General features: G+C 54.7%; 24 protein-coding genes and 1 pseudogene. 11 read left to right on the plus strand and 14 right to left on the minus strand.

Annotation, left to right across the window (positions count from 1 at the left end; translation table 11 throughout):
- Positions 1-188 precede the first annotated feature (188 nt).
- From AC2FJZ_RS20735 to cuyA, 5 genes are all read right to left on the minus strand, one after another.
- Entirely contained in the window at positions 189-911 is a 723-nt protein-coding gene (locus tag AC2FJZ_RS20735; protein ID WP_496674062.1) for an alpha/beta fold hydrolase, read from the minus strand.
- Positions 908-2452 carry an ABC transporter permease subunit gene (locus AC2FJZ_RS20740; protein WP_496780020.1) on the minus strand — a complete coding sequence of 515 codons (1545 nt, stop codon included), beginning with the start codon at positions 2450-2452 and terminating at the stop codon, positions 908-910. The genes AC2FJZ_RS20735 and AC2FJZ_RS20740 overlap by 4 nt, the downstream gene beginning before the upstream one ends.
- Positions 2449-3504 (minus strand): quaternary amine ABC transporter ATP-binding protein, encoded by a 1056-nt coding sequence (locus tag AC2FJZ_RS20745; protein WP_496674056.1) that lies wholly within the window; start codon positions 3502-3504, stop codon positions 2449-2451. The genes AC2FJZ_RS20740 and AC2FJZ_RS20745 overlap by 4 nt, the downstream gene beginning before the upstream one ends.
- 69 nt (positions 3505-3573) lie before the next feature.
- On the minus strand, positions 3574-4533 hold the full coding sequence (locus AC2FJZ_RS20750) for an ABC transporter substrate-binding protein (protein WP_496674053.1): 960 nt from the start codon (positions 4531-4533) through the stop codon (positions 3574-3576).
- Between the two features lie 31 nt (positions 4534-4564).
- Positions 4565-5578, minus strand: coding sequence for a D-cysteate sulfo-lyase (gene cuyA, locus AC2FJZ_RS20755; protein ID WP_496674111.1), 1014 nt, complete (start codon positions 5576-5578; stop codon positions 4565-4567).
- Positions 5579-5718: 140 nt separating this feature from the next.
- Between cuyA and AC2FJZ_RS20760 the strand changes: the two genes are divergently transcribed.
- Together AC2FJZ_RS20760 and AC2FJZ_RS20765 are read left to right on the plus strand one after the other, a co-directional pair.
- A complete protein-coding gene (locus AC2FJZ_RS20760; protein ID WP_496780022.1) occupies positions 5719-6675 on the plus strand; it encodes a LysR family transcriptional regulator in 957 nt (318 codons plus the stop codon).
- 294 nt (positions 6676-6969) lie between these two features.
- Positions 6970-7245: pseudogene (locus AC2FJZ_RS20765) on the plus strand (primase-helicase family protein); the annotation flags it as partial.
- A 54-nt stretch (positions 7246-7299) separates the two neighbouring features.
- Here the strand turns inward: AC2FJZ_RS20765 and AC2FJZ_RS20770 are convergent.
- The 9 genes from AC2FJZ_RS20770 to AC2FJZ_RS20810 all read right to left on the minus strand — a co-directional run bounded on the left by AC2FJZ_RS20770 (position 7300) and on the right by AC2FJZ_RS20810 (position 15965).
- A complete protein-coding gene (locus AC2FJZ_RS20770; protein ID WP_496780067.1) occupies positions 7300-7623 on the minus strand; it encodes a hypothetical protein in 324 nt (107 codons plus the stop codon).
- 660 nt (positions 7624-8283) lie between these two features.
- Complete coding sequence (locus AC2FJZ_RS20775; protein ID WP_496780024.1) at positions 8284-10284, minus strand: cation:proton antiporter domain-containing protein; 2001 nt, start codon at positions 10282-10284, stop codon at positions 8284-8286.
- Positions 10285-10287: 3 nt separating this feature from the next.
- Positions 10288-10896 (minus strand): NAD(P)H-dependent oxidoreductase, encoded by a 609-nt coding sequence (locus AC2FJZ_RS20780; RefSeq protein WP_496780026.1) that lies wholly within the window; start codon positions 10894-10896, stop codon positions 10288-10290.
- A gap of 164 nt (positions 10897-11060) precedes the next feature.
- The gene (locus tag AC2FJZ_RS20785; protein ID WP_496780028.1) at positions 11061-11969 is read right to left on the minus strand and encodes a 2OG-Fe(II) oxygenase family protein; all 909 of its coding nucleotides are present in this window, start codon (positions 11967-11969) and stop codon (positions 11061-11063) included.
- Between the two features lie 144 nt (positions 11970-12113).
- Positions 12114-12521 (minus strand): nuclear transport factor 2 family protein, encoded by a 408-nt coding sequence (locus AC2FJZ_RS20790; RefSeq protein ID WP_496780030.1) that lies wholly within the window; start codon positions 12519-12521, stop codon positions 12114-12116.
- Positions 12521-13366, minus strand: coding sequence for an enoyl-CoA hydratase/isomerase family protein (locus AC2FJZ_RS20795; RefSeq protein WP_496780032.1), 846 nt, complete (start codon positions 13364-13366; stop codon positions 12521-12523). Before AC2FJZ_RS20795 ends, AC2FJZ_RS20790 begins: the two co-directional genes overlap by 1 nt.
- A gap of 175 nt (positions 13367-13541) precedes the next feature.
- Positions 13542-14465 carry an adenylate/guanylate cyclase domain-containing protein gene (locus AC2FJZ_RS20800; RefSeq protein ID WP_496780034.1) on the minus strand — a complete coding sequence of 308 codons (924 nt, stop codon included), beginning with the start codon at positions 14463-14465 and terminating at the stop codon, positions 13542-13544.
- Between the two features lie 14 nt (positions 14466-14479).
- On the minus strand, positions 14480-14716 hold the full coding sequence (locus tag AC2FJZ_RS20805; RefSeq protein WP_496780036.1) for a hypothetical protein: 237 nt from the start codon (positions 14714-14716) through the stop codon (positions 14480-14482).
- Between the two features lie 262 nt (positions 14717-14978).
- Complete coding sequence (locus tag AC2FJZ_RS20810; protein WP_496780038.1) at positions 14979-15965, minus strand: zinc-dependent alcohol dehydrogenase family protein; 987 nt, start codon at positions 15963-15965, stop codon at positions 14979-14981.
- Positions 15966-16289: 324 nt separating this feature from the next.
- Between AC2FJZ_RS20810 and AC2FJZ_RS20815 the strand changes: the two genes are divergently transcribed.
- The 9 genes from AC2FJZ_RS20815 (at position 16290) to AC2FJZ_RS20855 (ending at position 23461) form a co-directional block, all read left to right on the plus strand.
- On the plus strand, positions 16290-17276 hold the full coding sequence (locus AC2FJZ_RS20815; RefSeq protein ID WP_496780040.1) for a thiamine pyrophosphate-dependent dehydrogenase E1 component subunit alpha: 987 nt from the start codon (positions 16290-16292) through the stop codon (positions 17274-17276).
- 16 nt (positions 17277-17292) lie between these two features.
- Positions 17293-18312, plus strand: a complete 1020-nt coding sequence (locus tag AC2FJZ_RS20820; protein ID WP_496780041.1) for an alpha-ketoacid dehydrogenase subunit beta — start codon at positions 17293-17295, stop codon at positions 18310-18312.
- Between the two features lie 71 nt (positions 18313-18383).
- A complete protein-coding gene (locus AC2FJZ_RS20825) occupies positions 18384-18617 on the plus strand; it encodes a biotin/lipoyl-containing protein (RefSeq protein WP_496780042.1) in 234 nt (77 codons plus the stop codon).
- Complete coding sequence (locus AC2FJZ_RS20830) at positions 18614-19294, plus strand: 2-oxo acid dehydrogenase subunit E2 (protein WP_496780043.1); 681 nt, start codon at positions 18614-18616, stop codon at positions 19292-19294. Before AC2FJZ_RS20825 ends, AC2FJZ_RS20830 begins: the two co-directional genes overlap by 4 nt.
- A complete protein-coding gene (locus tag AC2FJZ_RS20835; RefSeq protein WP_496780045.1) occupies positions 19291-20001 on the plus strand; it encodes a lipoyl protein ligase domain-containing protein in 711 nt (236 codons plus the stop codon). Before AC2FJZ_RS20830 ends, AC2FJZ_RS20835 begins: the two co-directional genes overlap by 4 nt.
- Before the next feature lie 53 nt (positions 20002-20054).
- Positions 20055-20417, plus strand: coding sequence for a putative quinol monooxygenase (locus AC2FJZ_RS20840; RefSeq protein ID WP_496780047.1), 363 nt, complete (start codon positions 20055-20057; stop codon positions 20415-20417).
- Between the two features lie 139 nt (positions 20418-20556).
- Positions 20557-21150: a hypothetical protein gene (locus tag AC2FJZ_RS20845; RefSeq protein ID WP_496780049.1), complete on the plus strand. Its 594-nt coding sequence runs from the start codon at positions 20557-20559 to the stop codon at positions 21148-21150.
- Between the two features lie 11 nt (positions 21151-21161).
- Positions 21162-22739, plus strand: coding sequence for a GMC family oxidoreductase (locus AC2FJZ_RS20850; protein WP_496780051.1), 1578 nt, complete (start codon positions 21162-21164; stop codon positions 22737-22739).
- Positions 22740-22870: 131 nt separating this feature from the next.
- A complete protein-coding gene (locus tag AC2FJZ_RS20855; protein ID WP_496780053.1) occupies positions 22871-23461 on the plus strand; it encodes a VOC family protein in 591 nt (196 codons plus the stop codon).
- Positions 23462-23512: the final 51 nt, after the last annotated feature.

The raw sequence follows: 23512 nt of genomic DNA on the forward strand, positions 1-23512 counted from the left end.
CGACGAGAACGCCGAGGGCAGACAGGTACTTCATGGATCATACTCCTGCAGTTGCTTCTTTATTTAGATGCAGGAGGTTGCTCTGTTTCAGGAGGAGCGGACGTTCGGACTTTATGGTTGAATGACCGGGTTGCGGACAAAGCTGACATCGGCTGCCGCCCAGCAAAAGTCCAAGTTGTTTGCATTGCTCAGCGGTCCAAAAAGTCGGAGATTAAACGTAGGAATAAGTCAGGTTTCTCGGCATGTAGCGCGTGAGCGCAGCCCGGAATAACTCCTAACGATGTATTGGGGATCGCCTCCCATAGCATTTGAATTTGGCTCCACGGATAGGTCCGATCTCGATCGCCCCAAAGCACAAGTGTTTCCCGCCGGATTCGGCTAAGGTTCTGCTCTCCTGACCAGGATTGCATCGCTTCAAGCCCAGCATTTATGGCGGCCAGCTTAGCTTGAGTGGCGATCCCGGCGCAGTGTTCATATCCTGGCGCAGCTTCGCAATCCAGAAACCAAGTCGCTGCGATCCGACGTGCGGTGGCCGCCGGGCCGCTTTCCGCAGCGCGCTTTTTACTGTGCTCAATTGTCTCGAACCGCCCCGGCAAGACACCGGCCGCGCCAGTTGCGTAAAGCACAAGACGGTCAATCCTTTCACCTTCGCGAACGGCAATTTCCTGAGCGATCATGCCGCCCATGGAGTGACCGAGCAGATGATACTCCTCCACTCCAAGGCCACGGAGGTGCCGGACGACCCAATCCGCATATCCGCCAATACTGTCAATTGGTGGCAGATGGGCATTTACTCCGAACCCGGGCAGGTCGACTGCAATCACATCAGCATGCTGGTGCAGGGTATCGCGACACCCATCCCATTGTGCGCTACCACCCATGAAACCATGAACAAGTACAAGGGGAGTCACTTTCGCTGACCTTGAACGATCCGGTCAAGAATCATCGCGCAGAAGAGAATGGCAAAGCCTGCGAGGATACCCTGGCCCACATTGGCGTATTGCAGCGCCTCGAGGACGTCTTCGCCCAGTCCCTTCGCGCCAATAAGCGAGGCCACCACGACCATAGCCAGTGACAGCATGATTGTCTGGTTGATACCGGCGCGAATAGAGGGGCTGGCGAGCGGCAGATCGACCTTGGTGAGAAGGTACCATTTGTTGGCGCCAAAACTGATCGCGGCTTCGCGCACGCTTTCAGGAACACCACGCAGACCCAAAACGGTAAGGCGTACCACGGGTGTCCCACCGAAGATCATAGTGACAATAACTGCCGCTGGCTTGCCAACCCCAAAAAAGGCAATCACAGGCACCATGAAGACAAACGCAGGCATAGTCTGCATGAAATCCATGATTGGCTGGATGACAGCGTAGAAGCGCGGCCGGCGCGCAGAGAACATGCCCAAAGGAATGCCAATCACGATGGAAAGCAGCGCCGCAGTGCCGAGAAGCGCCAATGTGGTCATAGCTTTTTCCCAGAAGCCGAGAAGGCCCATGTAGGCCAGAAAGGCACCAGACCATATAGCCATTCGCAAGCCAGCTGTGAGCCAGGTCAACAGAATGATCAGCGCGGCCACCACGATCCAAGGGGTCTGAACCAACGCAACCTCCATGGCATCCAACAACCATCGAATGGCCGCAGTGAGCCCGTCAAAGAACGACACACTGTTGGCAACGCACCAGGCGATAAATGCCTCTACGCTATCAATGCTGGCCAGGCGAGTTGAGTTATCTGTTGGAAATTCGCTAAGAAATGAAAACCGGCCCGGGAAACTGTAGTGAACCATTGCGGTCGCGACCAACAGGATCATAAAACCCGCGCTGAAGACAATCTGGCTGACCGGCATGCCGGAGCGAATGGTGCGATCTGAGAGCCAGTCAGAAAACCAGGCCTCCAATGCCCAGTTGGCGGCCACAGCCTGTATGAGCTTGGCTACAAGCAAGATGATTAACCCGGTGAGGGCAATCGACGGGCCTTGCGCAGCGAGCAACTCTGCCTCGGCGCGGAAGCCTTCAATATTGGCCTCCAGCCCTTCGATCTGGCGTTGAATGGCCGCGGCTCGATCCGAGCCGCTCTCTTGCGCTGCCGCAAGCTGCTGGTAGCGCAAATCTAGCGTACCTTCGATCGAGGTCACACGGGCCAGCGCGTCCGCCCCCAAGTCTCCGAACAGGCCCCGCGCGATCTGCACAAATCCGATTGCTTCGACGACAAGAAAGGCCAATGCCCATGACCAAAGCCCGCGTGCGCCGAACCAGATCGGACCAAAGAGCCCTGCCATTGCGTTGAAGGTTGCCGTAAAACGCGCGGATGCGCCGATCTTGTCGAAGTTGCGGATGTAGTAATCAGGGCTGGTGCGCACAAAGGTGCGGATATTCTCGCGGCGTTCCTCGGCGTAGGCCTGCGCGGCTTCGCTTTCTGTGTCTTCAAGGGGGTTCACACCAAGATCTTCGCTCATGACATTTCTGTCCCTTCAATCACGGTGCGCAACAGATCTGCTCGAGTGATGACACCTCTGTCTTCGCCGCCTTCGGAAACCAGAACCGGTCGTTCGTCGTCGATGGCTCGCGTAATTAAAGCGGAAAGTGTCTCATTGTGATCCACCCGGTCGATGTCAGCCGGCAGTGGGCCGTGCGTGGCGAGGTAGCTGTCCAAGGGCTGCATCGCCGCATGAGCATGCACCACCTTCAGGCGCGATATCCCGGCCACGAAATCAGCGACGTAGTCATCAGCGGGATGCATGACAATGTCCTCAGCCGAGCCGATCTGCACCATCTTGCCGTCACGCATGATCGCAATCCGGTCTCCGATGCGGACAGCCTCATCAAGGTCATGGGTGATGAAGATCGTTGTTTTCTTGAGGATTTTCGACAGCCGGATGAACTCATCCTGCAGCTGCCGCCGGATGAGGGGATCAAGTGCGGAGAATGGCTCATCCATCAATAGAACATCAGGGTTGGCCGCGAGCGCACGGGCAAGACCCACACGTTGCTGCATGCCGCCAGAGAGTTCGTGCGCGAACTTCGCCCCCCACGCCCCCAGTTCGACAATATCGAGAATGGCGGCCGCCTGCCGCATGCGCTCGTTTTTGGCCACCTGGCGGATTTCCAACGGCATTGCCACATTATCAAGGACCGAACGGTGGGGCATCAGCGCGAAATTCTGGAACACCATCCCGATTTTCCGGTTGCGGAAAGCCTGAAGTTCCCTTGTGCCGAGCGCCATGACGTCCGTGCCCTCGATCTCGATCTTGCCGGCCGTTGGTTCAAGCAGGCGATTGAAATGGCGCACAAGTGTGGATTTGCCGCTTCCTGAGAGCCCCATGATACAGAAGATCTCACCGCGATTGACGCTGAGGCTAACATCGGCCACGCCCACCACCGCGTTGAATTCAGCAAGCACTTCGGCCTTGGTCAGGCCTCGCGCAAGAATGGCTTCAAGAGCGACCTCAGGTTTTGCCCCGAAGATTTTCCAGATGTTGGAAATTTCGATTACAGTCTCGTCGCTCATCCGCCCACCCGTGCGTGCCTTCAAATGGGACAGCTCCGCTTGGCGCTGCCCGTTGTTATTGGGTCTAGCTCAGAGACCCAGCATCGAATCCACGCGATCGGAATTGGCGTTAACCCATTCGGCCGCAACTTCCTCAGCATCGCGCCCATTGGCACTGATCTCGAAGGCCAGCGAGCTTACGTCATCGGCGGTCAGGGAGAAGTTCGCGAAGAACTCAGCAATCGCCGGCGAGCGATCCCCAAGCGAGTTGGACCAGGCGATCTGCACTTCCTTCAGAGCGTCCTTGCTGGCAACCATCGATTTGTTGTACCAGTCAGGATCGTCGGAGGGCTGCACCATGACGTATTTTTCAGGGTCATAAGTCGGCTCGGTCAGCATCACCACGTCGAACATGTACCAGACGGCGTGCGGCTCATAGCAGTAGAAGGCATATCCGTCGTTTTTGGCTATACTGTCCTTGATCCGTGCGGTCTTCACAGCTTCTTCCGCGCGGATCGGATCGATGAAGTCCAGCAGGCCGTAGTCGCGCACTTTCACCTCGTTCACATTGGCCGAGGCCCAGCCGGGCGCACCGATCCACATCTCGCCCTTACCATTGCCATCACTGTCCATCGCAGCCGCTACATCGGGGCGTCCAAGATCCGCGATGTCGGTGATATTCATATCTGCGGCAAAGTCTTTGGAGACGCAGAAGCCCTGATTGCCCTGATAAGGGTTCGATGACAGCGTCACAGTGCCAGCACCATCGACATATTGCTTGGTGAACGCTTCCTGATTTGGCAACCAAACATCAGGGTGAACATCGATATCACCCTTGCCCTGATCCATCGCTTGAAAAATTGTGGCATTGTTGCCGGGCACATACTCCACTGTGCCACCGATGCGGGTGGTCACGATCTCACCCAAAACATGAGCAATGGCTTGTGCTCCGGTCCAAGTGGGAACGCCGATCTTAACCTCTTCAGCGGCGAGTGGCGCACCGAGAGCTGAAACCAAAGCCGCGCTGATCAAGTATTTTTTTAGTTTCATTTGATATCTCCTTGTTGGTTTGTTGTAGGTTTCAGGCCACGTAGCCGGGAAGTTCAAGAGTTTCGGGATAGCCAAACAGGGCTGCACTTCCGCCCGTATGCAGAAAGACGACATTGTCCATGCCGTCGAAATAGCCCTTGCGGATTTGGTCGATGAGACCATCCAACCCTTTACCCGAATAGACCGGGTCGAACAGAAGCCCTTCGGTGCGGGCCAGCAACTTAAGCGCGTCAATCATCCCTTCAGTGGGAAGACCATATCCTGCACCAACGTAGTCGCAATTTGCGCGCACTTTTTCGCGCGCAATGGGCGTACCCGTCTCCATATACTCGACAGTTCGCACTGCCAGATCATGAACCATACTTTCCTGTTTGTCTTGCGGGGCGCGCACACCGATGCCCAAAAGGTGAATGTCACTTTCTAGGGCGGCAAGCCCGGCGACCAATCCAGCTTGCGTACCCGAGCTGCCGGTCGCATGTACCAGCGCGTCAATTTTCAATCCGGCATTGGCGGCCTGTTCGCATAACTCGCGCGCGCAATTTACGTAGCCCAAGGCCCCGATTGGGTTCGATCCACCGCCCGGGATGATGTAGGGTTTTTGCCCTTCTGTCTTCATCTGCGCGGCGCAGGCTCCCATCTCGGCGTTCATATCCGCCCCACCGGGACGCTTGGACACACTGGCGCCATGCAGTCGATCCAACAGGACATTTCCATTCAGAATATAGTTCGGGTCATTGGAACCCGTGCGATCCTCAAGCAGGATGTGGCACGAGATGCCAAGTTTTGCGGCCGCCGCTGCTGTTTGACGCGCGTGATTGGATTGCGTCGCCCCCTGCGTGATGATTGTATCCGCGCCTTTCTGGACTGCGTCAGCCATCAGAAATTCCAGCTTACGGGTCTTGTTCCCACCCGACGAAAGGCCGGTGCAATCATCTCGTTTGACCCATAAACGCGGACCACCCAAAACCTCGCTCAGGCGATCCATCGGCTCCAAAGGCGTAGGAAGATGGCCAAGCGATACCCGGGGAAATTTCGCCAGCGTCAGCGATAGCTCCTTGCACAAGCTCAAAACCAACTCCGGCGCGACCATCGCGTCACCACCGGTCATCTGAATTGTCTCAGCCACCACACTCTCCCCGCTTTTGCCTACAGACAAACACTTTCAAAAGGAAAAGAGGAAAAACAGTGCATATTTTGCAGGCTGCTAATACATTTTCTTTGGGTGCAAGGGAGGTGCGGATGAATATGCTGTGGTTTGATGATGTTCTGGCCCTTCTAGAAGAGCGGAACATGACGCGGGCCGCGGCCCGCAGAAACATAACACAACCAGCATTCTCAAGGCGTATTCGCAGTTTTGAGGAGTGGCTAGGGATTGAAGTTCTCGATCGCAAATCGAACCGGGTCGAGATCAGTCCGGCACTGGCCTCGAACGAAGCCGAAATACGCTCTTTGATCGCAAGGCTAAATGACCTGCGCACAAAAATTGCGCAACATGGTCCAACCGTTTCGATCGTGACGATCGCCGCGACACACGCATCGGTCGTCTCCACCTTCCCTGATATGGCACTGCGTGCACGTGCCACGTTCAAGGGGCTCCGTTTTCGTCTCAGAACTGCCAATCTGAACGATTGTGTCACACTGTTCTTGCGCGGCGATACCAACATGCTGCTATGCTATGAGGCGCAAACTGTCGCCCCAATGCCGTTCGGAGCAGGCATTCGTCGCGGAACTTGGGGTCACGACTACCTCATTCCGGTCATCGGTGGCGGATTGCGGTATTCCGTGCGTGGAAACGTTGACGTGCCTTTGGATACGCCGGCCGTCGTCTATCCCGAAAATAGCTACTTCGGCGAAGCATTGAACAAGAGCAAACTCCCGTTCGGAACCGCCGATTTTAGCAAAAACCCCGTTTGCCAGACGGCCTTTTCAAGTGGAGCAAAGGAAATGATCCTGAACGGTCTCGGTGTTGGTTGGCTGCCGTTCAGCATGGTGCACAAGGAAATTGAAAGCGGCGAGCTAATCTCCCTACGCAACCAATTGGGCCAGGAAAAGCTCGACGTGGTGGTCTATGCCCACCACCAGACCGAGATAGCGAAGATGTTGCTTGATTTCTGGACAAACAAGCCGTCTTCAAAGTCTTGAGCCCATAGAACGCCCATGAGCGCCAAAGACCATAGCCATCTGTTGGCACCAAATTTTGACCGCCGAAGGTCGTGGGAAATTGCCATGTTTCTTGCGGTATAATATTCCTCAGTTGTCCCGATTTCTTGAGTATTCAATGACCGCTTTGGGCTCGATACGGTCCTTCGCCGTTGTCCGCTCGAACGTCCGCTTCTGCGCCAACGGTCAGCCACTTCATCAATGCCAACAAACAGTCGTCAGCCGGTCGGCCTAACCGAGGCCGATTACGGTATGTTTCAGGAACTGCTGGAGCGCATGTTCGGTCATGACTGTCATCGAACCTTCTTCTTGGACTGGTTGTCCTGGAGTCTTCAGAACGAGGGCAGAAAGCCAAGTTTTTCGATACTGCTGTATTCCCAGACGAAAGGAACTGGAAAAAGCACCATTGGACAGGTTCTAAGTGCTCTGTTTGGTCCAAGTAACTCGATTGGGATCAACGGCATCTCCAAGCTCACATCTCGGTTCAATCAGACACTGATGTCGAAGAAGTTCATTACCTGCGAGGAGGTCAAGCTAAAGCCGGGAACTGACGCTGGAAACGCTGTCAAATCTTTCATCACCGAGGCCAGAGTCGCCGTCGAGGCGTTAGGGCGCGTGGAAGACTTGCTGGCTAATACGGAAGTAGATGGAAACGGATGTATGGTCACCGAGACGGAGCAACCAAGGAAACTTCGGTTTCACGGGCATCAGGACCGAGCTTACAGGTTCGTTTATTGCATCACCCACCGGCTTGCCGCCACCCGCGATCAGGTAATCCGCCACCGTTGCCATAACCGTCTCTGTATCAATCCCCGCCATCTGACCATCGGTGACCGCCGAGATAACCTTCAGGATGAGCGTGATCGGCAGGCGAACGGTGTCGATTGGGGTCTGCTTTAGCCCTGTGGCTATGCAAAACTCTCGGGTCAAAACACGCTAACCCGCTCCTCCCGCAACGTGGGAGGGGCACCCCCGCAGAACCCGTTATAGTTGTTAACGGGTGGTTCGGGTGACTGGGGCATAAACTGGGGCATTTCTCGGGTATCGGTGACCCAAGCGCCTGTCGTTGTTCCATGTTCTGATGAGCTGGCTGGGGTGGTAGGATTTTTTGTCAACATATTGAAAATTAACAAAATAAATGAAGTGGGGTCAATGGGTAGTGTTCGGAAATTGGTTTGTGTCCAATATTGTGTCTCACTTTTCTGCTTTTGACTTTTGGACGTTAGCGAGTTCGCCGGTCATACGACTTGCGCGGGATCGGGCGGGCAGCAGTCATTCGCTGCGCCGGTGAAGTAGGTATTCTGGTGAACGGGAAAGCCGACCTTCGACATGGTTTGTGAACTCGGACTTGCCGATGAAAGCGCACCCCGACGTCGTTTATATTTTGAACGCGTTCTGAAACGTGCGCTGTGATCCGCTGAAACCCAATATCAGCTCGTTCGATAAATCTTTGCTATTCGGGAAGTCGAGCTCGGCGTGTACGCAAACGGCCAAGTTTCACTTTGGGCCGCCCTAAGTCCAACTTAAGAGCTTAGCAAGCTCGATTTGCGCTGTGATTGAGACCGGTTGATTTCCATTCTGCAGAGTATTCTATTGATGCGAAGCCTTCTCAGTTTTCATGTGATTGGCCTTGACTGCCTCGACATCCTTCCCTGACGGCGGCAACCAACCGGATTCTGTTCGATCACCGTAAGCATCGCCTTTACCAAAAATCTGAGCGTCGCGTTCCTCCATCAGCACCCGTGATTTCTCGATATAGGCAGCGTTTTCTTGCAAAGGGATATTGGGATCATAGACTTCAGCCATTTCCCGAAGAATGTGCCGGTCGTCCTCTGAAAATTGCCGTGCGAGCAGTTCAGCTTCAAACGGGTGCATGCCCAAGGTTTCAAACGCCGATCGCCCGGTGCGCACAGAGGAGTCAAACGTCTCGCGGATGATTTCTTTAACGCCGGCCGCATAGAGGTCGTAGACATGCTGACGGTCTATCGCTCGCGCGATGATTTTTACATTCGGATAGTTGTGGCGTACGTGGTGGACCAGAGAATTGATCTGCTCTTTTCCGTCAATCGCGACCACCAGCAACCGTGCTTTAGATATTCCTGCCGCATGCAACAAGTCTGGTCTGGTGGCATCACCGAAAAACACTTTAAAACCAAACGAACGGAGCAGTTCGAGATGTGACGCGCTGTAGTCGAGAACGGTTGTTGTATACCCTGCCGCTCGAAGCATTCGATTGACAACACCACCAAAACGCCCGTGACCGACAATGATCACGTCCCCGTCCTCATCAATTGCGTCTGCTTCTCTTTCCTGTTCCTGGGTTGAACGGGATAGGATGAGTTTGTCGTAGATGATGAACAAAGCCGGAGTAAGCAGCATGGACAGCGCGACAACCAACAGCAGTTGATCCGCGATTGGTTTCGGGATGACGTGGCTTGCGACGGTGAAGGACAGCAAGACGAACCCGAACTCTCCTGCTTGAGCAAGTCCCAATCCAAAGAGCCACTTGTCGGTTCCTTGGATCCGGAAGATGTGAGCCAAAGTAAACAAAACCCCGGCTTTCAAAAGGATCACGCCAAGCGTCAATGCCAAGATGGTCACGAAGTTCTCGCCAAGCAGCGCAAAATCAATTCCTGCGCCAACTGTAATAAAGAACAACCCCAGGAGCAGCCCTCGGAATGGGTCGATGTTCGATTCCAACTCGTGTCTGTATTCGCTGTTCGCAAGAACCACACCGGCTAAGAATGTCCCAAGCGCTGGGGACAAACCAACGACGATCATCAAAAGCGCAATTCCGATAACGAAGAGAAGAGCGGTCGCCACAAAAAGCTCACGCAGGCCAGCCATCGCGATGAAGCGAAAGATCGGACGGGTCAGGAATGTGCCACCGAGAACGATTGCGACGACTGCTCCGATCGTTACGGATGCAACTTGCCAACCGGCCAGACCGTCCACGAGGCTGAGGCTTGCGTGCCCATCGCCTCCGTGCCCATCGGATGCATGCGCGTCTCCGGTATGTGCCACTTCAGCCCCGTGACCTGAGGTGGAGACGACACCGTGCGAAAAATCCGAGAGTTCCGGTAATGCGAGAAGAGGGATAAATGCCAACATCGGAATGACTGCGATGTCCTGAAAAAGCAGGACGGAGAAGCTTGACTGGCCTCCGTCCGTTTTCATAAGCCCTTTTTCGTTCAGGGTCTGCAAGACAATCGCCGTCGACGACAAAGCGAGAACCATGCCGATAGCAAGAGAAACCGTCCAAGGCTGCCCAAAGAACAGCGCGACGATCATCACAAGACCGGTTGTCGCAGCGACCTGAAGTCCGCCTAAACCAAGCAGCTTGGATCGCATGGCCCAGAGCATTTTTGGCTCAAGCTCCAACCCGACAAGGAACAGCATCATCACGACGCCAAATTCAGCGAAATGCTGGATCGAGATTACGTCCACGCCGAGTGCAGCCAGCAAAGGACTGATCGCAATGCCAGCGATCAAATAGCCCAAGACTGACCCCAGACCCAAACGTGTAGCAATGGGGACTGCGACAACACCAGCTGTTAGAAAGACGAACGCGAGAAGCAAAAAATCGTTCATGGGTCAGGCCTTCTCTCGAATGGGCAGATCGGTAAATGTCATCGTGGCTTGTTGCTCAGCCTTCGCGAAATCAAAGGTTTCGTCCTGAAGCGCGTTCAGCAGTTTCTTATATCCGTTTGTGTGGTTTACGATGGCACCTTCCTCGTCCGCCTGCAGAGCGGAATACAGCACATAAGGCGGTGCAAAAGTCATCCCGCAAAGTCGGGCGGTTTGCTCAAGCGGGTATAGAAATGAGCGGAGAGGAAAGTTTTGATACCCCGCAGCGGTATAGGCTTCGTCGGACCCGCCAGTAGTAATCGCAAGCACCATCGACTTGCCTGTCAGCTTGTCGCCGCCGTGATCGTACGCAAACCCGTGTTGCAGAACGAGATCCTGCCACTCTTTCAGAAGGCTCGGCGTCGAGTACCAATACAGCGGAAACTGAAACACGATCACGTCATGATCCAGCAAGCGACGCTGTTCCCGTTCGACATCTATATCGTGGCGAGGGTACTCGGCGTACAGATCGACAAAGGTTATGCCTTCGACGGTCTTTGCAGCTTTTACCATTGCCGAGTTTGCCCGGCTATGGCGCTGCCCGGGATGGGCAAAATACACAATCACTCTGGACATCTTGGTCCTCTCTTCGGTTGTGACTTCGGTGGATCAAACGGAGTCAATCCTGGTTGTCGCGGCTCGTCAGCTGCACCGCAACCAGGCACAATTTTGTAACCTGGTAACGCTGTGCAGACTGACGAGGCTTGTTTCGCACCGATGAAGTTGATTCAACGACTCTGCTAAAACGGTGCAAAATTGTCGGACGAGGCCGCTGGCACAGTCCAACGCTGACGCGCGTCTATTTCCTTGTGCTCCGCCCCTTGAGGTGGGATCCGACCGTTTTCACCATAGAGCCAGAGCACAAAGTTGTAGCGCTCGCCGCTGGTGATCGGTTCGGACGCATGGGGGACACTGCCGTGGTGTATCAAAGCAGTCCCCGGCTCAAATGTAAGCTTGCTGACCTGACGCGTTTCATTGTCAAAAAAGCTGACAGCAGAACCTGAAAAATCCTCGCCCGGCAGGTTCAGATTGATGTTGAGCGTCACAGCGGACGCGTCGGTATGCGGGCGCAACGAGGTATCTTTGTTTTCTTGCCAGCGGATCGAGAACCCAAAGGTCTGTGTGTCATAGCCGACAACATCGGGGAACAGCAGACGAGAAACCGGCCTCATATAGCTGTCCATCAGCCCTTTATAAAAAGCTTGGAAACTTGGGGCCGCAAGATACCCTTCCGAACGCGGATCAAGCAGCGCGCCGCCCCGGTTCAGTACGATCCCATAGGGAGGACGTAGTGGAATTTCCGCGCTGGATACCTCGTCCAGATAATCCCTGAGAGCGGCGAGCCGTTGCGGGTCGAAGAACTGTGTCGCGTAAACACCAGGAAATACTTCCTTCCAAAGTTCTCGAACCGCGGCCTCTTTGGTTGGGTCATCCCATGCTTGTTCGACAGCTGATCGCAATTGTGGATCAAAAAGGGACGAGTCGAGCACGTGTTCTCGTCCCTCTGAACTTTCCCAATCAGTCCAGGCGTCTTTGAACAAGTCCCGGTTCTTGGTCCAGAATTGTTGAACAGAAGGTGCGCGTTGCAGCATCTCGTCTCGTGTAGGTCGCTCAATTGTACGAGCGCGTTCCAGTGAAGTGACTGACATGATTACATTAGTCTCCGTTTGTTGGAGGCTGCGCCGCCTACAGCGCCGCAGCAGCAAGTGAAGTTGTCTAAAATCGCGGGCACCGGGTCCGCAGCCTAACAACGTCAGGATTTGGAAAGCGCCCGTCAGCTGCGCAGATTTTGGTCAGATGTCGTCGATCAGGACCTGCTTGAGATGCAGCGTGTCCATGTATTCGCGGATTGCAGTGATCTTGCCGTCCTTCAACGTCACCAAGAAATGGTAGAAGTTGTTGTAGACAGTTCCGTTCACTTTGGTCCCGTAGGACTCCATTTCCATCGCGACCCGATCACCCTCGACAGTCCAGCCTGTTGGCTTAAGCTGAAGGCCACTGGGCATTCTTTCACGCATCTTTTTGATAAGCTCGGCTATTCCTTCTCGATCCATCCGTGTATCCACAGGTGGGTTGCTTTTGAGGCCCATCGCTTGCCAAACGACGTCCGCGTCCAGCAAGGACAGTGCCCCCTCCACATTGGTTTTAGAAAACCGCTCAAAAAAGCATTGGACGGTTTCCTTGTTCTGGGTGGCAGACATCAGTTGATGTCCTGAACCTTCATCACCAGTTCGCCCCAGTTGCGCTGGTTTTCGATGTCATGCTCGAGTCTCTGCTCATCTGCGATAGCAAAGCGTTTGACCGCAGGGGTTTTGCTGGTTGCCTGATACAGCCAATAGGCTTCAGCCTTCAGAGCTTCATCAATCGGCTTGTCGATGGACTCGTAGACCATTTGTTTGCAGGCATTGATCGACTCCGCCGGGAACTGTGCGATGCGTTTGGCCAGCGCGTCGACAAATGGTCCGATCTCGTCGGGTTCCAGCGCCTTGTTGATTGTGCCGAACCGTTCCGCGTCATCCGCATTATAATCCTGCGCGCTTAGGATGATTTCAAGTGCGCGACCCAGACCCGTTTGACGCGCCATGCGTGATGCACCGCCGCCGCAAGGCAGGATGCCCATGCCGACTTCCATTTGCATAAACTTGAACTTACCGCGCGCGGCAAAGCGCATGTCCAGCGCCAGGGCCAACTCGTGACCGCCGCCACGGGCGAAGCCTTCCAGTTTTGCGATTGTTGCCTGAGGTACGCGACTGATCCTTTCGCAGACAGCTTGCAAGTCCAACAACTGGGCTTCATCGCGCGACACAGCCTCGGTCGACATATCTTTCAACAATTCGGTGTCGTAGTGGCAGACCCAGATTTCCGGATTGGCCGATTCAAAGACCACAACCTTGACGCTGCGGTCTCTCTCCAGCCGCATGGCAAGACTGTTCAGATCAGCCAGCATTTCCTGACCCTGCACGTTGACGGAGCCGAAATCAAACGTGACGGTGGCGATCGCGTTCTCAACCTTCACGTTGAATGTGGTGAAGTTCTCATACTTCATTTTGGTTCCTCATTTCCTGTTTCGAACCGTTCGGACAAGAACGGTTTTGGAGGTTGGCGTTTCCGTTAGGGCGAAGCGGTTCTTGAGGAGCACCTCACCCGAAGCGCAATCTACTGACTGAAAAATTTAAATAAATGAACGCAATCGGATTTCAGTTTTTATTTTATTTATATAATCATCCTGAAAATACGGTCATTACCGGGCTTCGAACCATTGAATGCAACGAAAACAGTTGCTCTGGTTTGTTGAATCCTTTGAGACATCGTGTACCCAGAGACTCGACCTCGTCATCAAGAAGGCATGCGACCTCTGAAGAGAAAAGCAGGTCTCGTTTCAGGTGTTTGCAGCAGCCCTCGATGCGGCTTGCCAGATTTACGGCCTCGCCAATGACGGTAAAATCCAAGCGCTGCGCCGCGCCGATGTTTCCAAAGAAGATTTCACCCAAGTGCAAACCAATGCCCGCATGTAGCGGAGACCAAGCCGTTTCACTACGCATGCGCTCGGTCAGTAAATCCAGCTCGGATAGCGCTTGTCGCGCGGCTTCAACAGCCGCTTGAGCGGCGCTTTGAGACGTTTCAAAAGAAGCAATTGGAAACACGGCGAGCATACCGTCACCAATAAACTTCAAGACGTCGCCGCCATGCTGATTTACTGCGTCTGCCATGGCTGTGAAGTAGTGATCGAGCACCGTTGCGACGGATTGGTTGTCCATGTTTTCAGAGAGCGTAGAAAAACCACGCATATCAGAGCTCCATACAACTGCCCTGATCGGAACGCCCGTTCCCCGCTGGATCGTCCCGCTTGCAACGCGCTCGCCTGCTTCCCATCCAAGATAGGTATGGGAGATGTTCTTCGTAATCCGCTCTGCGACGTGTCGATCTACATGCAAACCGAACAGCTTGATCAGGAGGGTCAAACTTTCCAGTTGTTCCCTTTCGAACCCGCCTTGCTGTCGCGTGGCCAGTGTAATTGCGTTAAATCTGCCGCAGCTCGCAGACATCGGAAGCGCCGCATATTCCAAGAAGCCCTCTTTACCGAGACTTTTCATGAGAGGGCTTGCCGCTTCGCCTTCATCGTTTTCAAGAGCCACCCGAACCATTCGGCCGTACTCCATCACGTTGAAAAGAGGGTTTTTCTGTAGCCGTCAGAATGAAGGACTTCCTCGCCAATTTGGATCTCATCGCAAAACCCGTCGGTCGTGCTCCAGTTCCACGCATATCCAAAGGCTTGCGGGTGCAATGTTCCAACATTGAGACTCAGACGACCAACCCCCAACCCTGCCTGCGCCAACCGTTCCGCAAACTCCTTTGTGAGGTCGATGGTGTCCTTAGTCAGAACTGCTGTGTTCAACAGCCAATCTCTGACGTTTTCCGGGGTGCATTGTTGATTGAGATTCAGGTCGAACCGGCTGCGCCTGATCAGACTAACACCAGAAGCATATGTCCTCGGTGCAGGATCCAGCTCGTTGAACCGAGCTTCAAAATTTTGCCGGGTCGTCGCATGCATCGCAGTTTAGTTCCTTGAGTTCTCAAGCTGGGTTCGGAGAAAGAAAAGTGGGCAGCGACGCATTTTGAATGCGCGCTGCCCGAGAGGTTGGATTAGGCGCAGTGCTTCAAAGTTCGACAACGACCTTGCCGATGGCTTGGCCACTGGTCAGGCGATCATAGGCATCACCGACCTGTTCAAACCCGAAGCGCTGGTCATCAAGCAGTGGCCTCAATGCGCCTGCGTCTACGATTTCGGCTAATTTAGCCAGGATCGCGCCATGCTCATCACGCTTGTGGTCGTGTATCATCGGGATCAGCATGAAGATGATGTGCAGTGACAGGCCTTTGAAATGTGCTGGAGTAAGATCCAACTCGACCAGAGCAACGGTCGAGGCGATGTTGCCGTTCAGCGCTGCTGCCTCGAAGGAGTTAGTCATGTTTGGCCCGCCAACCGAGTCAAAGATGGTCTCGAAACCTGCACCGGCAGTGTGTTCCTCGACAAAGTCTGCGACCTTCTCCTTCATGAAATCGATTGCCGTCGCACCGTAGCTCTCGATCACTTCAAGTTGCGACGCACCGGTTCCGGTTGCGAAGACGTCTGCACCAAAATGCCTGGCAAGTTGCACGGCTAAGTGACCGACTCCACCGGCACCACCTTGCACCAGAACCTTCTGACCTGCTTGAGCACCTGCGCGGGTCAGCCCCTCATAGGCAGTAATGCCGACCAGCGGGATCGCAGCGGCTTCTCGCATCGAAAGGGACTTGGGTTTGCGTGCAATAAGACGCGCATCAGCGACCATGTATTCAGCCAGTGCACCCTGTAGCTCCAGTAGGCCGCCAGCACATCCGTAAACCTCGTCGCCTACCTTGAAGCCACTCACGCCGTCCCCAACGGCCTCGACAGTTCCGGCAAAGTCCATACCCAGAACAGCGGGTAGTTCGGGCGAGAGAGGGAGATCCGTGCCCATCGCACGTATCATAGTATCCACTGTGTTCACGCTGGTGGCTGCAACGCGCACGACAACATGGCCGGGCTTGGCAGTCGGCGTTTCAATTTCGGCAAGTTCGAACTTTGCGTTCTCGCCGTATTCAACAAGGGTCATTGCTTTCATTGGGCATCTCCGGATGGATGTTTGACGGCTCATACGTAGATTGAACACACAGCAGGATAAATTGACCCAAATCGGAGTTCAGTTTTCCGATTCTGAAAATAATCTGAAGGAATCTCCAATATCGATTTTGGTAAGCGACCTCATGCAGTGGTCGTGGTTGCTTGAGGGTTATCGTCTCGAACTGTCTAAAACTGTCTCGCGGTGAGACAGTTAAGCAATTGGCGAGATGCAGGGCTAACGATTTCCTTGCCGCATTCAGCGCTTCTCTCCAGCCTTCCCAACGAAACATGAGCGACATCACGATCGCATGCTTGGGAGGAGCGCATGACACCAACTCGCGAAGAACAGCATTGGATGTATCGCAATATGGTCACGAGCCGCCGGTTCGAAGAAACCATTGCAGGTATTTATTTCGAGGGCAAAACGCCCGTTTTTAATATGGCTAACGGGCCAATTCCCGGGGAAATGCATCTCAGCGACGGTCAAGAACCGGTCGCCGTCGGCGTATGCGCGCACCTCAACCCTGATGACGTGGTAACGGCGACGCATCGTCCGCACCACCAAGCGATTGCCAAGGGTGTTGACCTCGACAAAATGGCAGCCGAAATCTTTGGGAAAAAGACAGGCCTGTCCGGTGGACGCGGCGGCCACATGCATATCTTTGATGCCGACGTGAATTTTGCCTGCTCGGGGATTATTGCCCAAGGCATGGGGCCAGCGGTAGGTGCGGCTCTTTCGCGAAAGATGCAAAACAAACCGGGCGTCGCGGTTGCGTTTGTTGGTGAGGGCGCAGTTAACCAGGGCGGTTGGCATGAAGCCATGAACTTGGCCGCCGTTTGGAATCTGCCCTTTGTCTGCGTGATCGAGGACAATGCATGGGGCATCTCCGTTTCCAAAGAAGCCTCAACAGCCGTTACGAACAATGCGGATCGTGCTGGGGCTTATGGCATCCCCGGAAAACGCATCGAAGGTAATGATCCCTATGCGATCTATGACGCAGCCGGAGAAGCCATATCGCGAGCACGCGCTGGCGAAGGTCCGACACTTCTGGAAATCGAGACATATCGCCTGGCAGGACATTTCATGGGAGATGCCGAAGGCTATCGGCCAGAAGGCGAAAAAGACGCGCTTTTCGAAAAGGATCCTATTCCGAAGATGCGGGCCACAATGCTTGCCGATGGCGCAGCCACCGAAGCTGAGCTCGACGCAATCGAAGCCGAAAGCGCGGCACGCGTCGAGGCTGCAATCAAGTTCGCCCGGGAAAGCGAAGAGCCAGCACCTGAAGATGCGCTGACAGCAGTCTTTGCCTGAGCTGGAGGGAGGAAAAATGAACAAACCAAACGAAAGAAAGCTGACCATCGCCCGAGCTATGGCCGAGGCGATGCAGCAGGAAATGAAGATTGACCCTTCCGTTTTTGTGATGGGTGAAGATATCGGTGCACTGGGCGGGGTTTACGGCAATACGCGCGGCCTCTTGGACGAGTTTGGCGCCGAACGGGTTCGCGACACTCCAATCTCGGAAACAGCGTTTATTGGTGCCGCAGTTGGTGCAGCCCAGGACGGGATGCGACCGGTCGTAGAATTGATGTTCGTAGACTTCTTCGGCGTTTGTTTTGACGCGATCTACAATCTAATGGCCAAGAACATCTACTTCTCGGGCGGCAATTTCAAAGTACCGATGGTGCTGATGACTTCGACCGGCGGCGGCTACTCGGACGCTGGTCAGCACTCGCAATGTGTCTACGGCACCTTTGCCCATTTACCGGGTATGAAAGTCGTGGCCCCTTCCAACGCTTACGACGCCAAAGGGCTGATGACGGCAGCGATGCGTGACGATAGCCCCGTGGTCTACATGTACCACAAAAGCCTGCAAGGCATGGGGTGGTTAGGTACCGAGGCCGGAGCAACAGTTCATGTTCCCGAGGAAAGTTACACTGTTGAAATCGGCAAGGCCAAAGTGGTTCGCGAAGGTTCAGATGTCACCATTGTTAGCCTTGGAATGGGCGTTCACAACGCATTGAAGGCGGCTGCCAAGCTGGAAGCGCAAGGCGTCAGTGCCGAAGTTGTGGACCTTGTCAGCCTCGTGCCGCTGGACCGAGAAACGATTCGCGCCTCGGTGGCCAAGACCGGCCGACTGATCGTCGTTGACGAAGATTACATGAGCTACGGCGTTTCCGGTGAAATCATCGCGACCGTGACTGAGCATGACATCTCGGTGCTGAAAGCCGCGCCCAAAAGAATTGCTTTCCCGGATGTTCCGATCCCGTTCGCTCGGGTCATGGAGCAACACTGCTTGCCCAACCCGGACAAGATCGTTGCTGCCTGGAACGACATGAAAGCCGCCTGATCCACACACCAGTGGAAACCATCAAGCACGGGGCAGCACATTGCGGCCCCGAACAAGGAAGGAGTGCCTAAATGGCAACTGATATCGTTATCCCTTCGGATCTATGGGAAGAGGACGAGGAAACCGTCATCACAAGCTGGCTGGTTGATGATGGATCTACTGTCGAAGAAGGTGCCCTGATCGCCGAAATTATGACGGCCAAGGTTCAGTACGAAATCCTTGCCCCGGCATCTGGGACCGTAAGAATCAAAGAAGAGGCCGATGCTGTCGTCGCCAAAGGCGCCGTGATCGGATCGATAGAATGAGCGGCGAAGTGAAAACTGTCCCGCTCAAGGGTGTGCGCGGGATGATCGCTGACGCGATGGTGAAAAGCCTGCAGACAGCTGCTCAGCTGACGCATCAGGGCAGCGCCGACGCAACCGCTCTTTTGGCGGAAAAGGCCCGGTTGGCCGAGGCAGGAACCAAGGCTTCGGTTGAAGATCTTCTGATGTCAGCCGTTATACGCGCTTTGAAGAAAAACCCAGACGCTAACGGCAGAGTAGAGGGAAAAGACGTCAAGCTTTCCAGCGGGATTGATCTGTCGGTTGCGATTGCCTTGCCGGGCAACTTGTTGGTCGCACCAGCGATCTTCGGTGCGGGTGAGATGGATGTTTCTGAACTGAGGGCGGCGCGACAAGACCTTGCCGCTCGGGCAAAGACCAACAAACTCAGCGTAACAGAAATGACTGGCGGCACGTTCACTGTAAGTAATCTTGGATTGACCAGGGTCGAGCACTTCACACCAATCATCAATGCCCCGCAAATCTGCATTCTGGGTATTGGGCGCCTTATTGACGGGGCAGTTCGAAGCGAAGATGGCGGCATTGAACTGCGTCCGCATGTGGGCCTGTCATTAACTTTTGACCATCGTGCACTCGACGGAGCCCCGGCGGGCGACCTTCTGACTTCGATATGTGAAGAAATTGAAGGAATGGGCAAATGACCGGCCTTCTAAGGCAGTTTTCCAACCCGGCCGAGGGTTTGGCTTTTGAAGCCAAGCTTTTTTCCGCACGGGAATCTGCCGTGGGCCTCTGGGCCAGCGAAAACGATGCACTGGTCTGTCCGGCTTCGTATCGTAAATACTACGGTTTCAAGGATGCTTCATCGCATTCGCTGAAGCGCGGTTGGCCGGTCTTTACTCGGCCAACCGGGGGCGGCGCTGTTCCGCAAGGGTCGGGGGTTGTCAATTTGACAATCGCTTTCACCGCGCCGCGCGGTTTCACGATCAATGATGGCTATAGGCTGATTACTGGCATCATCCGCAACGGGCTGGGTTCCACAGGAGTTAGGCTGGCCACAGGTCCAACGCCCACCAGTTTCTGCGACGGCGACTGGAATCTCTCCATTCAGGGGAAAAAGGTCGTGGGTACGGCGCAGCGCTGGAAGCCGCTTGGCGAAACTAAAACTCGGGTTTTGGCCCATGCCCTGATCCTGACCGAGGGCTCAGTTGGACCCGGTACTCGGGCGGTTGACGCCTTTAATGCAGATCTCGGATTGGGCGCGGTCTCTTGTGACGCTCACACAAGTTTGGAGCTTGCCAGCGACAAGGCTATGCGGGCCCCTCGCGCCCTCGTTCAAGACCTGCACACAGCTTCAGTTGCAGCTCTGCGAACCATTCACTTCGACGCACAGAACTCTGCCGCAGCATGAGCAAAGACATGAGCCGCAAGAGGAGAGCGGCTTGTATGGAAAGGGAGGAAACTATGTCCAACGAAACGATCCATATTCACCTGAAAGTTGGTGTGCCCTCGGAAAACGGTGCCAAGTTCGAAGACCTCATGACTGAACTCGTCGCGAGAACTCAAAACGAGCCGGGTACGCTGGTTTACGAATGGTATCGAACTGATAACGGCAACACCTGGCACATCATCGAAAGATATGCGGACGCTCAGAATGGCGACCTGCATGTGAAAGGGTTTGCCGAAAACTACGCTGGCCGGTTCTTCGAGTTGATCGACGGGTGCGAAGCTATCGTATCGGAAAATGCGACACCATACATCCGCGGCATCCTGGAGGGTATCGCGCCCCTCTACGTCTCACAGAGAGGCGGATTTCACCGCTTCTGATCCACGCAATTCGCCAGCGACCGACGCAAGAGTTTCCCTACGGTTTCTCGACTGGACCTTGCGCGCGCCGCTGCCCGGGAATTCCATGGGCGGTCCGACACGCTCAGCCAAAAAAGATAGCTAAAATCTGGAGGAGAAAATGAACATACGTTTCCATCGTCAAAGGCGGCGGGGTTTGGACACGACAGGTGTCAGTCGCCGCATGTTTCTAATGACGACTGCAATGGCTGGCGTCACGACGAGCGCGATGCTCAGCAGTGCAAATCCTGCCTTCGCGTCCGTCTTAGATGAGACGGAAAGCGCGACGCTTCTGCAAATGACGCAGGATATCTATCCCCACCCGGACCTTCTGGAAATTAGCCACTATAAGGCGATTGCAGACACGGTCACCACAAATGCCGAGGAGGATGCGGATACTGCGGACGGCTTGCGGGATGGTCTGAAGCGGATCAACGAGCAGGCAGAAGCCCTGTTTGGGGTGCCATACGTTGAAATTGATGATCCTGACGCACGCGAGGGCCTCCTTCGGAAATTCCAAAACGAAGGCTTCTTCCAAGGCGTACGCTGGACCGCCTATTTCGCCATCTACAACAACAAAGATGTGTGGCCGTTGTTCGGATACCAAGGCTCTTCTGTTGAGCACGGCGGTTACATCGATCGCGGATTTTCAGACATCACCTTCGTTCCTCCGGGCCCGACCCTGGAAGAGCGGTTGGCGCAAGTTCAGGGTTAAGGGAGGCGATCATGGCTACGTTTGAAAAAGACGACGACAGCGTTGTTGTCATAATCGGTTCGGGTGCCGGAGGTGGGACCCTCGCGTATGAATTGGCGCAAAAAGGGATCAATTCCGTCGTGCTGGAAGCCGGACCCCGGTTCGACAGTACAGACATGGAAAATGACGAATGGACCCAGTTCCAAAAACTGTCGTGGCTGGACAAAAGATACTCAGGTGGCGGTTGGCACGGTTCCGTCAACCACCCGAACCTGCCGGCTTGGATCGTCAAAGGCTACGGGGGATCCACCGTGCACTGGGCGGGTGTCGCTCTGCGATTTAAGGATTTTGAGTTCAAGACCCGCTCAACCTATGGCGAAATCGCAGACGCGAATATCGAAGACTGGCCCGTTTCACTGGAGGAGATGACGCCCTGGTATGAAAAGGCCGAGCTCAAAATGGGCGTGACCGGCAAGACCACGGGAATGCCTCATCTGCCTTGGAACAATGGCTTTCGGGTGCTCGCAGAAGGATGTCGTCGCACTGGTCGCACGGATTACGCGTCTGGTCCGATGGCTATCAACTCCATTGATCGCGATGAACGTCCGGCCTGCATGCAGATCGGGTTCTGTATGCAGGGCTGTGCGATCGGCGCCAAATGGTCGACGATGGTCGCAGAACTTCCCAGAGCTGAGGACACCGAATTCTGTGAAGTCCGCACGGATGCCATGGTGCTGATGATTGAGCATGATGACACTAGGAAGGTGACCGGTGTCCTTTATGCGGACGCGGACGGTAACCAACACCTGCAGAAAGCACGCATTGTTTGCGTTGCCGGGAACTCAATCGAGAGCCCACGCCTGCTGCTCAATTCCGCTTCTACAATGTTCCCCGACGGTCTCGCAAATTCATCGGGACAGGTTGGCAAGAACTACATGGTGCATACCACGGGTGGCCTTTACGCAGCCATGCCCGAGCCAGTGCACATGTTCCGCGGCACCTCGGTGGCAGGCATTGTCGGAGATGACGTCAAACACGACCCCTCGCGCGGTTTCTCCGGTGGTTTTTACCTGGAGTTCCTGTCACTTGGCCTGCCGTTCATGGCTGCATTTTTGGAACCAGGCAACACGGGCTGGGGACGCAGCGTTTCCAGTGCACTTGAGAAGTATGATCATATGTCTGGTGTCTGGGTGCTGGGTGAAGACCTGGCGCAAGAGCAGAATGGGGTGGCGCTGCATGTTAGCGAAGTAGACCAGTATGGTTTGCCTGTGCCAATCGTGTCGAAAACACCGCATATCAACGACGTCAACATGACCAACTACATGTACGAGTCGACGGCGCAGATTTATGAGTCGGTCGGGGCAACCGATATCTACGAACTGCCAGCCTATCCTGCATCTCACAACATGGGTACCAATCGGATGCATGCCAATCCGGCGAAAGGTGTCGTCAATGCCTATGGCCAATCGCACGACATCTCAAATCTGTTTGTGTCGGACGGTAGTCAGTTCACCTCATCGGGCGCCTGCAATCCGACTCTGACAATTGTCGCGTTGGCGATCCGACAGGCGGAATACATCGCGCAAGAGATGAACGCCCAAAACATCTGAATTCGCATGCGTCTCTCCCCGGTGCGGTCAGGCCTTTGTGCTTGGCTGCATTGGAGGAGGAAGGAGTGCGAACTACCGCGCGCGAACGCCGTGGCGCACGCCGAATGACTATCAATCTAAAGGAGGATAAAATGTTAAAAAATATTGGTAAATTTGCCTGTGTCACGGCTCTGACCTTGGGCATTCCAGCATCTGCGTTTGCCGAGCTACCAGGTATGCGCGGAACTCAACATATTGGCATCACCGTACCAGACGTGGACGAAGCGGTTGAGTTCCTCGTTGACATCATGGGATGCGAGGCGTTTTTTTCGTTCGGTCCGTTTGGTCCGTTTGAAGATGACTGGATGACAAAAAACCTGAACGTGAACCCGCGCGCGGTCATAGAAGTCATCACAATGGTGCGTTGCGGCAACGGTCCGGCCTTTGAGGTGTTCAAATACACATCTCCGGACCAGAACCCGAACCCGCCAAAAAACAGCGACATTGGTGGATATCACATCGCCTTTTACGTCGATGATATCAACGAAGCGACCCAGTACCTGCGTGATAACGGTGTACAGGTCTTGGAAAGCCCCCACCCGCTGACGGGCACACTGTTGGAGGGGATGGACTGGGTCTATTTTCTGACGCCTTGGGGCATGCAGATGGAAATCGTCAGCGCCCCCGACGGTATTCTGGACGAGAAGCAGAATAACCGGAACTTCTGGGACCCGCGCTCCTGAAGATAACCCAAATACGAAAACGGGCTGCGGCACACCAAGCCGCAACCCTTT

The organism is Ruegeria sp. CDSA079 (assembly GCF_059612245.1).

What these genes read in the sequence shown, in the direction of transcription:
- AC2FJZ_RS20740 (WP_496780020.1), bottom strand. Translation starts at nt 2,452, where the DNA reads ATGAGCGAAGATCTTGGTGTGAACCCCCTTGAAGACACAGAAAGCGAA.
- AC2FJZ_RS20745 (WP_496674056.1), bottom strand. Translation starts at nt 3,504, where the DNA reads ATGAGCGACGAGACTGTAATCGAAATTTCCAACATCTGGAAAATCTTC.
- AC2FJZ_RS20750 (WP_496674053.1), bottom strand. Translation starts at nt 4,533, where the DNA reads ATGAAACTAAAAAAATACTTGATCAGCGCGGCTTTGGTTTCAGCTCTC.
- AC2FJZ_RS20775 (WP_496780024.1), bottom strand. Translation starts at nt 10,284, where the DNA reads ATGAACGATTTTTTGCTTCTCGCGTTCGTCTTTCTAACAGCTGGTGTT.
- AC2FJZ_RS20780 (WP_496780026.1), bottom strand. Translation starts at nt 10,896, where the DNA reads ATGTCCAGAGTGATTGTGTATTTTGCCCATCCCGGGCAGCGCCATAGC.
- AC2FJZ_RS20785 (WP_496780028.1), bottom strand. Translation starts at nt 11,969, where the DNA reads ATGTCAGTCACTTCACTGGAACGCGCTCGTACAATTGAGCGACCTACA.
- AC2FJZ_RS20790 (WP_496780030.1), bottom strand. Translation starts at nt 12,521, where the DNA reads ATGTCTGCCACCCAGAACAAGGAAACCGTCCAATGCTTTTTTGAGCGG.
- AC2FJZ_RS20795 (WP_496780032.1), bottom strand. Translation starts at nt 13,366, where the DNA reads ATGAAGTATGAGAACTTCACCACATTCAACGTGAAGGTTGAGAACGCG.
- AC2FJZ_RS20800 (WP_496780034.1), bottom strand. Translation starts at nt 14,465, where the DNA reads ATGGTTCGGGTGGCTCTTGAAAACGATGAAGGCGAAGCGGCAAGCCCT.
- AC2FJZ_RS20810 (WP_496780038.1), bottom strand. Translation starts at nt 15,965, where the DNA reads ATGAAAGCAATGACCCTTGTTGAATACGGCGAGAACGCAAAGTTCGAA.
- AC2FJZ_RS20815 (WP_496780040.1), top strand. Translation starts at nt 16,290, where the DNA reads ATGACACCAACTCGCGAAGAACAGCATTGGATGTATCGCAATATGGTC.
- AC2FJZ_RS20820 (WP_496780041.1), top strand. Translation starts at nt 17,293, where the DNA reads ATGAACAAACCAAACGAAAGAAAGCTGACCATCGCCCGAGCTATGGCC.
- AC2FJZ_RS20825 (WP_496780042.1), top strand. Translation starts at nt 18,384, where the DNA reads ATGGCAACTGATATCGTTATCCCTTCGGATCTATGGGAAGAGGACGAG.
- AC2FJZ_RS20830 (WP_496780043.1), top strand. Translation starts at nt 18,614, where the DNA reads ATGAGCGGCGAAGTGAAAACTGTCCCGCTCAAGGGTGTGCGCGGGATG.
- AC2FJZ_RS20835 (WP_496780045.1), top strand. Translation starts at nt 19,291, where the DNA reads ATGACCGGCCTTCTAAGGCAGTTTTCCAACCCGGCCGAGGGTTTGGCT.
- AC2FJZ_RS20840 (WP_496780047.1), top strand. Translation starts at nt 20,055, where the DNA reads ATGTCCAACGAAACGATCCATATTCACCTGAAAGTTGGTGTGCCCTCG.
- AC2FJZ_RS20845 (WP_496780049.1), top strand. Translation starts at nt 20,557, where the DNA reads ATGAACATACGTTTCCATCGTCAAAGGCGGCGGGGTTTGGACACGACA.
- AC2FJZ_RS20850 (WP_496780051.1), top strand. Translation starts at nt 21,162, where the DNA reads ATGGCTACGTTTGAAAAAGACGACGACAGCGTTGTTGTCATAATCGGT.
- AC2FJZ_RS20855 (WP_496780053.1), top strand. Translation starts at nt 22,871, where the DNA reads ATGTTAAAAAATATTGGTAAATTTGCCTGTGTCACGGCTCTGACCTTG.